Origin of the sequence: Nocardia sp. NPDC004568 (assembly GCF_040609955.1) — a bacterium.
GTDB lineage: Bacteria > Actinomycetota > Actinomycetes > Mycobacteriales > Mycobacteriaceae > Nocardia.
This window is the reverse complement of record NZ_JBEXLL010000024.1, coordinates 31,069-43,025: the sequence shown is the minus strand read 5'-3', so window position 1 is coordinate 43,025 and position 11,957 is coordinate 31,069. Positions and strand designations below refer to the sequence as shown.

Genomic DNA, 11,957 nt, shown 5'->3' with positions numbered 1-11,957 from the left:
AAGGCACTGATGCATCAGCACCGGCCCGGCGAACCCGATCCCGCCGATGCCGCGACCGCGCCGCTGTGGCGGGCGGTACAGGCCTTCCGCCTGGTCACCCTCTTGTACGCGGTGGGCCAGCAGATCGCCTCCGTGCAGTACTACCAGAACCCGCGGTTGAGCTGGGTTTTCATCGCGCTCATGGTGCTGTGGTCGGGTGTCTCGGCGCTGTTGCCGGCCCAGTGGCACACCCCGGAGACCGCACGCACCCGCACGCTGGTGGTGGCCGGCGACCATCTCGTCGTCCTGGGCCTGATCGCGGCGACCCCGCTGGTCGCCGACTACGACTGGTACCACGGACATCAGCCCCTGCCCACCACCATGTGGTCGGCGAACGCGGTGATCTCGGCCGCCATTCTGCGTGGCCCCGTCGCGGGAATCGCCTCCGGCCTGGTCGTCGCGGCCGCCATCCTCACCATGCGACAGCAATGGGGCCAGGACGTCTGGGCCGATGCCACCGCCCCGGTCCTGGTTTCGGTGGGCCTGGCGCTCGGTCTGGCCGCGAACACGGCGCGGCGGGCGCAGGAGCAGCTGCAGCGGGCAGTGCGGCTCACGGCGGCCGCCGCCGAACGGGAACGGCTGGCACGGCAGGTGCACGACGGCGTGCTGCAGATCCTCTCCTACATCACCCGGCGCGGCACCGCGATCGGCGGACCGGCCGTCGAACTGGCCCAGCGGGCCCGAGAACAGGAGATCGCACTGCGGCGGCTCGTCTCCGAACAGGGCGCCGTACCCGGTGGTGACGCCACGACCGTCGACCTGCGCCCGCTGCTCACCGCGCACGCCGCGCCCGACGTGGTGGTCTCGACCCCCGGCGACCCGGTGCGGATCGGCCGCTGGAGCGCCGAGGAGATCGCCGCCGCCGTCGCGGCCGCGCTCACCAATGTGGAATCGCACGCCGGCCCCGGGGCCCGGGCGTTCGTCCTGCTGGAGGACACCGGCGCGGAGTTGATCGTGAGTGTGCGCGACGACGGGGTCGGGATCGCGCCCGGTCGGCTCACCGAAGCCGAGAACGAGGGCCGGATGGGGGTGTCGCGCTCGATCACCGGGCGGATCGCGGCGCTGGGCGGCACCGCCGAACTGCTGACCGCGACCACCGTCGGCGAGGGCACCGAATGGGAGTTCCGGATTCCCCGCGGCTGACCGGTTCCGCGTGTTCACCCCGCCATCGCGTCCTGTGGCTCTGGCAGGATGAGGACGCGCGAACGCGGAAGGAGCGGCGGCGTGACCGAGCAGGCGGCGGAGACTATTTCGGTGATGGTGGTCGACGACCATCCGATCTGGCGCGACGGGGTGTCCCGCGATCTCACCGAGGCCGGGTTCCGGGTGGCCGCCACCGCCGAGGACGCGGCGGCCGCCGCCCGCCGGGCCGCCGCCACCCGGCCCCGGGTGGTGCTGATGGATATGCAGTTGCCCGACGGCAACGGGGCGTCGGCCACCGCCGAGGTGCTGCGGGTGTCCCCGGAGAGCCGGGTCCTGGTGCTCTCGGCGTCGGGCGAACGCGACGATGTGCTGGAGGCGGTGAAGGCCGGGGCCTCCGGCTATCTGGTGAAGAGCGCGTCGGCCGCCGAACTCGTCGCCGCGGTCCGCGCGACGGCCGCCGGACAGGCGGTCTTCACCCCCGGGCTGGCCGGTCTGGTCCTGGGTGAGTACCGCCGGATGGCCACCGCTCCCGCCGATCCCGGCGCACCGCACCGGCCCGCGCTGACCGATCGGGAGACCGAAGTGCTGCGGCTGGTCGCCAAAGGCCTGTCCGCCAGGCAGATCGCGACCCGGTTGGCGCTGAGCCATCGCACGGTCGAGAACCATGTGCAGGCCAGCCTGCGCAAACTCCAGCTCGCCAACCGGGTCGAGCTGACCCGCTATGTGATCGAGCAGGGGCTCGACGAGTGAGGCGCGCGGTCGGTGCCCGGAATTCGGGTAGATCCCGGCGCCGCACCGAGTAGTCCTACTCATCCGCCCGGCCCGGTGGCCGCCGACCATCGAGATATGACGACTTCGATCGATCCGGCGCTGGTCGCCCGACTGTCCGGCGAGTTCACCTCGGTCGCCGGCGACTTCACCACGCTCGGCGGCCGGCTGAACAGCCTCGGCCGCGATCTGGAGGCACTGCACCGGCAGATGCGCGGGGCGGCACCCGGAACCGCCGGCACCTCCGCGCCGGCCGCTCCCGGAGCCGTGGCCCCGAAGACCGCGGAACCCGCTGCGCCGCCGATCGCTGCGCCGACCACCGAACCCGCCGCGGCGCAGATTCCTTCGCCGGCCACCACACCGGACGCGGCGGGGACGCCCGGTGCGCGGGGCGGCGATCCCGCGGGGATACCGGCGGGCGGCCCGGCGCCGGCGGGCCACGCCCCCTGGGGTGTCCCCGCGGCCGCTGCCGGGCAACAGCACTGGCCGGTCCCACCGCCACCACCGCACAGTAGATATGCCGGTGCGTACCCGATCTACCGGGACCGGCCCCCGACACCACCACCGGTACCTCCCGGCCGCGGCCCCGCCGGGCCTGCCGCACCCCGCATACCGTGGTGGCAGCGCGAGGGAGTGATCAGCCGGCTGCTCGCGGTGGCGGGGGTGGCGGTGACCCTCATCGGTGTGGTGATGCTGCTGGTGTTGGCCGCCCAGGCCGGTATCTTCGGTCCGGTGCCCCGCGTCGTCGCCGGGGCCGCGTTCTCGGCGGCTCTGGTCGGGGCCGGCGTGCGGGTGTACCGGCGCACCGGCGGCCGGGTGGGCGGGGTCGCGCTGGCCGCCACCGGTTTCGCCGGCGCGTATCTGGACGTCGTCGCGACGACCACGATCTACGACTGGCTGCACCCGGTACCGGGCTTCGCTGTGGCGCTGGGCGTCGCCGCGGCCGGGGTGGGTCTCGCGATGCAGTGGCGGTCCCAGACGCTGGCGGTGCTCGTCGTCGCGGGCGCGGCCGTCCTGGCGCCGTTCGTCAGCACCGAGCTGTCGGTGCTCGCGTTCCTCATCGTGCTGCAACTGGCCTGTGTGCCGGTGCAGTACGCGTACGACTGGCCGTACCTGCATCTGGTGCGCACGGTGCCGGCGGTCCTCGCCGTCCAGATCGCCGTCGTCGCCGCCGCGATCGGCACCGACGATCCCGGCCGGAACCTGCTGGTGCTCACGGCCGCCGTGGCGGTCGCCGTGGTGGGAGTGGGGGGCACCGTCGTGGTGGTGCGGCACCGCGCCGGCGATATCGTGGCCACCCTGACCTGTGCGCTGGCCGCCACCCCGTTGCTGGCCGCGCCGGCCCTGTTCGACCGTCCGGCCGCCACCGCGATCTCGTCGGGCTACGCCCTCGTGCTGCTGTCGCTCGCCGCGACCGCGCTGCTGCCGAAGGTGCGCGAAATCGCCCGTCTGCCCGGTCATACCGCCACCGTCGCGGCCGTCGCCGGTTCCTTCGCCCTGCTGGAAACCCTCTGGGGCGTGACCACCGAGGCGACGCTGTCCCTCGGCCTGTTCCTCGTCGCCGCCTGCTACCTGGGGATCGCGGGCCGCACCCGCAACCGGGTCGCGGTGGCAGCGGGCGCCGGGTACGCCGCCCTCGGCGGTCTCGCCCTACTGGCGGTCGCCGGACCGGACACCCTCTCCACCGCGGGGATCGCCGTGGACGAGCTCTCGGCCGGGACCGCGGCCTCGGCGATCGCCGGGCTCGGCGTGATCGCGGTCGCGCTGTGGGGTTGCGGCCGGTTCACCGCGCCGCGGCCGCCCGGTGGATCCACCGACTCCCGCGCCACCCTGGTGTGGGTCGGCGGCAGCGTCGCGGCCCTGTATCTGGTGACCGCCACGACCGTGTCGCTCGGGGTGACCTCCGGTATCGCCGACGGATTCGTCGTCGGCCACAGTATCGCCACCATCGTGTGGATGGCCGGTGCGCTGGCCGCCCTGCTGTACGGACTGCGTCGGCTGAGCGGCGGGACGGCGACGGCGGCGAAGGTGGCTCTCGGGTCCGGGCTGTCGGTCACGGCCGCGGCGCTGGCGAAGCTGTTCCTGTTCGATCTGGCGACCTTGGACGGGCTCGTCCGGGTGACCGCGTTCCTGGTGGTCGGGGTGTTGTTGCTCATCGCCGGCACCCGCTACGCCCGCGCGTTCGCCGAAAGCGGCGCCCGCCGTACCGATTCCGGATCCTCCGCCGGCCCGCACTGATCCCCGTCCCGAGGCCCTGCGGCCCGGCCCCGGTGGTGCCGCGGCCACCGGGGCGGCCGGGGTTCAGGAACCCGTGCGCGCCGCCGCGACCATGGCGGCGGTGACGGTCGCGATATCGGCGCCGTCGCTGATGTAGGGCGGCATCGCGTAGATCAGGTTGCGGAACGGCCTGATCCAGGCACCCGCGGCGACGGCGGCCGCGGTGGCCGCGCGCATATCCACCGGCCGATCCAGCTCGATCACCCCGATACCGCCCAACACCCGGACCTCGGCCACCCCCGGCAAATCCCGCGCCGGAGCCAGACCGGCACGCAGGCCGCCGCCGATCCGGGCCACCTCCGCCTGCCAGTCACGCGCGAGCAGTAGTTCCACCGAGGCGACCGCGACGGCACAGGCCAGCGGGTTGCCCATGAACGTCGGGCCGTGCATGAGCCCGCCGTGCGCGGCGCTGACGGATTCCGCGATCTCGCTCGTGCACAGCGCGGCGGCCAGTGTCAGGTAGCCGCCGGTGAGCGCTTTGCCCACGCACATGACATCCGGTGCGACCCCCGCCTGCTCGGCGGCGAAGAGCGTGCCGGTCCGCCCGAACCCGGTGGCGATCTCGTCGAAGACCAGCAGTACGCCGTGCTCGTCGCACAGCCGGCGCAGCTCGGCCAGGTAGCGCGGATCGTGCCAGCGCATTCCGCCCGCCCCCTGGACCACCGGTTCCACCACGATCGCGGCCAGCTCGGGCGCGTGCCGCGCGACGGCTCGCTCCAGCTCACGCACGTACTCGTCGCGGTAGTCCTGGGGCGGAGCGGAGACGAAGACCTGTTCGGTCAGCACATCGGTCCACAGCGCGTGCATACCGCCCTCGGGATCACACACACTCATGGGCGTGAAGGTGTCCCCGTGGTATCCGCCCCGCCAGGTGAGCAGCCGCCGCTTCTCCGGGCGTCCGACCGACCGCCAGTACTGCAGGCACATCTTCACCGCGACCTCCACCGAGACCGAACCGGAATCGCAGAGGAACACCCGGTCGAGTCCGTCGGGGGTGTGCCGCACCAGCAGTTCGCACAGCCGGGCAGCCGGTTCGTGGGTGAGCCCGCCGAACATCACATGGCTCATCCGGCGCGACTGCGCGATCAGCGCCTCGTCGAGTACCGGGTGCCGGTAGCCGTGCACAGCGGCCCACCACGAACTCATTCCGTCCACCAGTTCGCGGCCGTCGGCCAGCGTCAGCCGGGTCCCCGCGGCCCCGGTGACGACGAGCGGTTCGGTGGTGGCCGGGAAGCCGCCATAGGGATGCCACACATAGCGCGCGTCGAGGGCGGAGACCTGCGCGGCGGTGAGTTCTGCGAGGGCGGCGGGCACGGCGATCCTCCACGTCGTAGCGCGACCGCGGCCGGCCGCACGAAACCTTGAACGCCGTTCAAGTTACCAATCCGCCGGTCCGGACCCCACAGCAGGGACAGTCGCCCACGCGGCGCGGCCGGACCGGCATCGCCTATGGGCCGCCCCGCCACACCCACTTCGACCGGGCAGACCCGACCGCCCGCCTCGACCGGGCGCGCCGCACGGCGCCGCCGTCACCTCGGCCACGGCCCCTACCCCCACCGCCACACTCTCCGGCGCTACGCCCCCGACCACGGCCCGCATCCCGCGCGTCACCCGGCCCCGTCCAGCACCGCCGCCACCCGGCCCAGCAACCGCCGCAACTCCACCACCCCGGCCTCCCCCACATCCGCCCGGATCCGCTCCTCGATCCGAGCGATCCGCCCCCCGGCCAGGTCGAGTGCCGCCAGCCCGGCCTCGGTGCACACCACCCGCCGGGCCCGCCGGTCCCCTGGATCGACCTGCCGGCGCACCAGCCCGGCCCGTTCCAGCTGACCCACCAGCTCACCCATCGACTGCTGGGTCATCCCCGCGGCCGCCGCCAATTCCCCCACCCGCGAGCCCGCCGGTTCCAGATACCGGAACACCGCGTAGTGCGCGGGAGTCAATTCCGCGGCCAACCGCGTGCGCAGTTCGTCGTTCAGTTCCGTTTCGACCGCACGGGTGGCCACGGTGAGCAATTTCAGCAGCGACGGGGTCGTTGACATATTATGAAGGTAGCCTTTCTAATAGAAAGATGCCAGAACGGGTCATCTCCTTCCGCAACGGTCACCGCGTCACCGTGCTCGACGAAGGCACCGACACGCACGGCCCTTATCTGCGGTTGCGCCACGAACTGCCCACCCCCGCCCGGCAGGCGGGCCCACATTGGCACCCGGTCGTCGGCGAGAGCTGGACGGTGCGGCGCGGATCGCTCGAGTTCCGCGTCGACGGCCGCGAGATCACGGCCGGCCCCGGCGATACGGTGCGCGCGGGGCCCCGTACCGTCCACGAGTTCCGCAGCGTCGCGCCCGAGACGGTCCTCGACCACGAAATCCGCCCGCCGCTGCGGCATCTGGAGATGTTCGCGGTGTGGAGCGCCCTGGACCGGGCGGGGGCGACCACGCGCTCCGGCGTCCCGCGCAATCCACTGGCACTCGCCCTGCTGTGGGAACTGCAGGACGGCTACCTCGCCGGAATCCCGTCCGGGCTCCAACGCGCGGTCCTGGGTGGCCTCGCCGCAATCGCCCGGCGAACCGGTTACGCACGCCGCTGGACGGACTCGGCCGACCGGCCCCGAGCAATCGACCAGTGACCCCCGGCGTCCGCGCGCCGAAATGGCGCTAGTGTCATGTCCATGGACGCGTCCGACTCGCTGCTCGAGGAAGTGACACCACCGGCGGTGTATCCCCCTGGCACCCGGCCATCGGGCGACGCCGAGTATCCGCGCTGATTCCGGCCGGTTCCAGTACCTCCGCGCCGGCCGGCTCCGGCGCCTTTCCACCCGCCGCGCTCCACAGGACCCCGACCGAGAACCGTATGCCCGCAGACCTGCCGAGCTTTCGCCGCAACGCGCGCGCCACTCCGGTCCGCAGCACCTACCGGCTGCAGCTGCGCCCGGATGGGCTCACCTTCGTCCAGGCCGCGGCCATCGCGGAATACCTCCAGCAACTGGGCGTCTCGCATCTCTACCTCTCCCCGGTGATGACGGCCGCGCGCGGTTCCACCCACGGCTACGACGTCACCGACCCGACCACCGTGTCCGCCGCGCTGGGCGGCCCGCTCGGGCTCAAGGCCCTCGCCGACGAGGTGCACAACCGCGGCATGGGCCTGATCATGGACCTGGTACCCAACCATGTGGGGGTCGCCGATCCACAGCAGAACCTGTGGTGGTGGCATGTGCTGCAGTACGGTCGCAAATCCCAGTTCGCGTCGTTCTTCGATATCGACTGGAGTCCGGGCAACGGCGTGGGCGGCCGGCTGGCGCTGCCGGTCCTGCGCGGCGCGAACGACCCGGCCGCCCTCACCGTCGACCGCTCCGGCCCCGAACCGCTGCTCGCCCTGCACGACCTCCGCTTCCCCATCGCCCCCGGTACCGACGGCGACAACGCGCTGCGGATCCACGACAAACAGCACTACCGGCTGGTGAGCTGGAAATCCGGGATCTGCGGCTATCGCCGGTTCCTGTCGATCAGCGGCCTGGCGGCGCTGCGCCAGGAGGATCCGGTGGTGTTCGAGGCCACCCATCGCGAACTGGCGGCCTGGTGCGAACACGATCTGATCGACGGTGTCCGGGTCGACCATCCCGACGGCCTCGCCGATCCGGCCGGATACCTGCAGCGACTCCGGCAGCTGATCGGACCGACCCGGCTGCTGCTGGTGGAGAAGACGCTCGCCAACCGGGAACCCCTCGATCCCACCCTGCCGATCGACGGGACCACCGGCTATGACGGCATCGCGGATTTCGGCGGGGTGTTGCTGGAACCGGCCGGCGAACAGATCCTGACCGAACTGTCCCGCCACATCACCGGGCACGGCAGCGACCGGGTGTGGGTCGGCGAGAAGGAACACCGCATCAAACGCGCGGTCGCGGAGAGCATCCTGGCACCCGAGATGCGGCGCCTGGTCGCCGCGATCAAAGCCGACGCGGGGGCCGACGATGCCGACACCATGGCCCTCACCAACGCCACCATCGAGGTGCTGTCCTTCCTGCCCGTCGCCCGGGCCGACTACACCCCGCTGGCCGGGATGATCAGCGCGGTGGTCGCCGAGGTGGAGAAACGCAACGCGGAACTGCGGGTGCCGCTGGCGGTCCTGGTGAGCGCGCTCATCGCCGGCGGCACCGCGTGGACCCGGTTCCATCAGGTGAGTACCGCGATCGGCGCCAAAGCCGTGGAGGACATCCTGTTCTACCGCGCGGTGCGGCTGGTGTCGCTCCAGGAGATCGGCGGCAATCCGGCGCGTTTCGGCCGTACCGTCAACGAGTTCCATCTCGCCAACGCCTCCCGCGCGCGCCGCTGGCCCGCGTCGATGACCACCCTGTCCACCCACGACACCAAACGCGGCGAAGATGTGCGGGCCCGGATCGGGGTGCTCTCCCAAGTTCCCCGGATGTGGGCCCGCGCGGTCACCCTGTGGCTCGAAAAGCTGCCTCCACCCGACGGGGCCACCGCGCTGTTCCTGCTGCAGAACATGTTCGGCATGTGGCCGGCCGACGGGCGCCCGGCGCCCTCGGTCCCGGGGCTGCGCGACCGGGTGCACCGATTCGCCGAGAAGGCGATGCGCGAATCCGGGGAGCACACCTCCTGGGAGGAACCCGATACCGAGTTCGAGAACGCGGTGCACACCTGGCTCGATCAGGTGATCGACGGGCCGGTCGGCCGCCAGCTCACCGACCTCGCCCACGATCTGGCCCCGCACGCCTGGTCGGACTCCCTGGCGCAGAAACTGCTGCAACTGTGCGCACCGGGGATCCCCGACATCTACCAGGGGTGCGAGCTCTGGGAGGACTCGCTGGTAGACCCCGACAATCGCCGCCCGGTCGATTTCGGATCCCGGGGCGGGATGCTGCACACCCTCACCACGACCCCGCCGCTGGACATCACCGGTGCCGCGAAGATGTGGCTGGTCGCCTACGCGTTGTGGTTGCGGCGGGAACGTCCGGAATGTTTCGTCGGCGGCACCTACACCCCGGTGTTCGGGCACGGTGAGCACGCCGACAAACTCGTCGCCTACGCCCGGGGCCGGGTCGGCGCCGAACCGGAGATCATCGTGGCCGTCACCCGGCACAGCGTCGCGATCGGCGAAACCGGCTGGGGCGATACCTATATCGATCTCGCCGGGGGGTCCTGGACCGACCGCCTCACCGGGCACACCTTCCAGAACCGCGCCCGCACGGAGAAGCTGTTCGCCCGTCTTCCGGTGGCACTGCTGGTCCGCTGAGCGCGCCGCCGTCAGGACCCGGTCGCCGCGGCGGTGATCCGTGGGAACGGCGCCTGCGCTTCCAACAGGAAACCCAGCTCGAGCAGCGTGCGTTCGCCACCGTAGGGCCCGCTGAGCATGACCCCGACCGGTAGGCCGGCCGCGGTGAGACCGGCCGGGATCGCGAGGGACGGCGATCCGGTGACATTGTTGATCGGCGTATAGCCGACGAAATTCGTGACCCGTTCGATCGATTCGGCGAACGGCACGCCCGGGTTCAGGTAACCGATCTCGGGTGTGGTGTGGGTGAGCACCGGCGAGAGCACGGCGTCGTAGCGGGTGAGCACCGCGTCGTAGTCGGCACGGGCCCGGTTCAGCCGGTACAGCGCGCCCGGGGTGGCGAAAAGCCGCCGGCGGAACGTGGCGGCCAGACCCTTGGTGAAGGTTTCCAGCCGGGCGGGGTCGAAGGAGCGGCCGTGACTCAGCTTCCCGGTGACTCCCGACATCTGCGCGAGAAATCCCCAGTACTGCAGGAAGTCGGCGACGAGCTCCGCCGAGACCGGTGAGGGCATCGGCTCGATCGTATGCCCCGCGTTCTCCAGGATCCCGGCGGTCGCGGTGACGGCGGCCAGGGTCTCGGCGTCGGGTTCCAGGCCGTTGCACGCTGTGGTCAGCAGGCCGATCCGCAGTTTTCGCGACGCGGGTCCCTCGACGGTGCCGATGGGCGGGAGCTTCGGGTTGCGCCAGTACATTTCGGCCGCCGCGTGATAGGCCGCCTGATCGCGGACCGACCGGGACAGCACCCCTTCGGAGACGAGTTTGATCGGCAATTGCCGCGCCTGGGCATTGTCCAGGTGCCGGAACCGGCTGGGCTTCAGCGAGACCAGCCCCGCGCACGCCGCCGGGATGCGCAGCGATCCACCCCCGTCGTTACCGTGCGCCACCGGGACCACACCGGCGGCCACCAGGGCGGCCGATCCGCCAGAGGAACCTCCGACGGTGTACCCGGTGTCCCACGGGTTGCGGGTGGGTTCGCCGCGTTCGAATTCGGTGGTGGAGGTGAAGCCGAATTCGGGCATGGTGGTCTTGCCCAACACCGTCACCCCGGTGCTCAGTAGTTGCGCGGTGAACCGGTCGTCCTTCCCGGCGGGACGCGCGGTGATCGCCGCGCTGCCGTGACAACTCGGCAGACCGGCCATGTCGGCGTTGTCCTTGACGAATGCCGGCACCCCGAACCACACGCCGTCCCCGGCCACGGCCGGTCGCGGCTGTGGGCACCGGTAGGCGATCGCGTTCAACCGCGGATTCACCGCGTCGGCCCGGGCCAGCGCCGCGCGGGCCAGTTCCTCCGGACTCACCTCACCGGCACGGACGAGGGCCGCGAGCGCCACCGCGTCGTATTCGCCCAGCGCGTCGTCGGTGAAGGCATGTACTCGATCGGTCATGAATCGGCTCGCGTGTACCTCAGGGGCCCGGATACCCGACCCGGAACCAAGTGGACGTGTGTTCAACTCGGCCCAGACTAATACGCGACGCCACCGCGCGGGAGCCGTCGCGCCCGGCGCGGCGCACGGGAGCGGCGACTACCGGCGCGCCGCGCGCCAGCGCCCGGCGGACCACAGCGCAGCGCCCACGGCCGCCCCCAGTAGCACCCCGGCCTGCACCGAGCCGAGGACGAGTGCCGCCACCAGAAAGACCAGCAATCCCACGACCAGCGCTTCCAGCTTGTATACCGGCCAGCGCGACCCCGCGATATCGACAACCGCCGCACCGCGGCCAGCGGCACGCGGGGCGGTGAGAGGGGATGCGGTCATATATTCAGGTTACCCGTGCGGGCGGTGTTCGGTCCATCGAACTTTTGTCTTCCCGCCCGCCCACTCCGCCGTCCGGCGCGAAACGCCCCGGGGTGGCCGGACCCGGCCCGACGGCGGTGGAACCGGCCACCGGGCGGCCCCGTCCGGCCAGGTCACGCCCGCCGGGGAACAAGCGGCGCGGTCCGGGACGTTTCCCGGGGCATGCCATTGACTGGAGAATACGCACCGTCCACCTCCGACTGGGCCCGCGAACAGGCCGAGAAGATCGAGAACTCGGGTGGTACCGAGGGCACCACCCTGCAGGGCATGCCGGTGGTGGTGCTGACGACCGTCGGTAACAAGACCGGCAAACTGCGCAAGACCGCACTCATGCGGGTCGAACACGACGGCGAATACGCCATCGTCGCCTCGCTGGGCGGCGCGCCGAAGCATCCCGTCTGGTACCACAATGTGGTGGCCGAACCCCACGTGGAGTTGCAGGACGGCACGCTCACCAAGGACTACACCGCCCGCGAGGTGTTCGGCGAGGAGAAGGCGCTCTGGTGGGCGCGGGCGGTCGCCGCCTACCCGCCCTACGCCGACTATCAGCTCGAGACCGATCGCCAGATCCCGGTCTTCGTGCTCACCCCGCGCTGACGAATGCGGTCCGGGGTGGTTCCGGTAGTCCGGAACCACCCCGTC

10 protein-coding genes are annotated in these 11,957 nt (G+C 71.7%); 6 read left to right on the top strand and 4 right to left on the bottom strand.

Annotated elements, in window-relative coordinates; translation table 11 throughout:
- Positions 1-9: 9 nt before the first annotated feature.
- The 3 genes from ABZV91_RS13885 to ABZV91_RS13875 all read left to right on the top strand — a co-directional run bounded on the left by ABZV91_RS13885 (position 10) and on the right by ABZV91_RS13875 (position 4,188).
- Complete coding sequence (locus ABZV91_RS13885; protein WP_355240322.1) at positions 10-1,182, top strand: DUF5931 domain-containing protein; 1,173 nt, start codon at positions 10-12, stop codon at positions 1,180-1,182.
- A 114-nt stretch (positions 1,183-1,296) separates the two neighbouring features.
- On the top strand, positions 1,297-1,932 hold the full coding sequence (locus ABZV91_RS13880; protein ID WP_355240429.1) for a response regulator transcription factor: 636 nt from the start codon (positions 1,297-1,299) through the stop codon (positions 1,930-1,932).
- 96 nt (positions 1,933-2,028) lie between these two features.
- On the top strand, positions 2,029-4,188 hold the full coding sequence (locus tag ABZV91_RS13875; protein WP_355240319.1) for a DUF2339 domain-containing protein: 2,160 nt from the start codon (positions 2,029-2,031) through the stop codon (positions 4,186-4,188).
- Between the two features lie 63 nt (positions 4,189-4,251).
- On the opposite strand, the gene ABZV91_RS13870 is transcribed toward ABZV91_RS13875, so the two are convergent.
- Together ABZV91_RS13870 and ABZV91_RS13865 are read right to left on the bottom strand one after the other, a co-directional pair.
- Entirely contained in the window at positions 4,252-5,541 is a 1,290-nt protein-coding gene (locus tag ABZV91_RS13870) for an adenosylmethionine--8-amino-7-oxononanoate transaminase (RefSeq protein WP_355240316.1), read from the bottom strand.
- Between the two features lie 293 nt (positions 5,542-5,834).
- Positions 5,835-6,269 (bottom strand): MarR family transcriptional regulator, encoded by a 435-nt coding sequence (locus tag ABZV91_RS13865; protein WP_355240313.1) that lies wholly within the window; start codon positions 6,267-6,269, stop codon positions 5,835-5,837.
- A gap of 29 nt (positions 6,270-6,298) precedes the next feature.
- On the opposite strand from ABZV91_RS13865, the gene ABZV91_RS13860 reads away from it, so the two are divergent.
- Entirely contained in the window at positions 6,299-6,856 is a 558-nt protein-coding gene (locus tag ABZV91_RS13860) for a cupin domain-containing protein (RefSeq protein ID WP_355240310.1), read from the top strand.
- Between the two features lie 224 nt (positions 6,857-7,080).
- Positions 7,081-9,483, top strand: a complete 2,403-nt coding sequence (treY, locus tag ABZV91_RS13855; protein WP_355240307.1) for a malto-oligosyltrehalose synthase — start codon at positions 7,081-7,083, stop codon at positions 9,481-9,483.
- An 11-nt stretch (positions 9,484-9,494) separates the two neighbouring features.
- Here treY and ABZV91_RS13850 read toward each other — a convergent pair whose 3' ends face one another.
- Together ABZV91_RS13850 and ABZV91_RS13845 are read right to left on the bottom strand one after the other, a co-directional pair.
- Complete coding sequence (locus ABZV91_RS13850) at positions 9,495-10,907, bottom strand: amidase (RefSeq protein ID WP_355240305.1); 1,413 nt, start codon at positions 10,905-10,907, stop codon at positions 9,495-9,497.
- A gap of 138 nt (positions 10,908-11,045) precedes the next feature.
- Positions 11,046-11,276 carry a hypothetical protein gene (locus tag ABZV91_RS13845; protein WP_355240302.1) on the bottom strand — a complete coding sequence of 77 codons (231 nt, stop codon included), beginning with the start codon at positions 11,274-11,276 and terminating at the stop codon, positions 11,046-11,048.
- A 201-nt stretch (positions 11,277-11,477) separates the two neighbouring features.
- On the opposite strand from ABZV91_RS13845, the gene ABZV91_RS13840 reads away from it, so the two are divergent.
- Positions 11,478-11,912, top strand: a complete 435-nt coding sequence (locus ABZV91_RS13840) for a nitroreductase family deazaflavin-dependent oxidoreductase (RefSeq protein ID WP_355240299.1) — start codon at positions 11,478-11,480, stop codon at positions 11,910-11,912.
- Positions 11,913-11,957 lie beyond the last annotated feature (45 nt).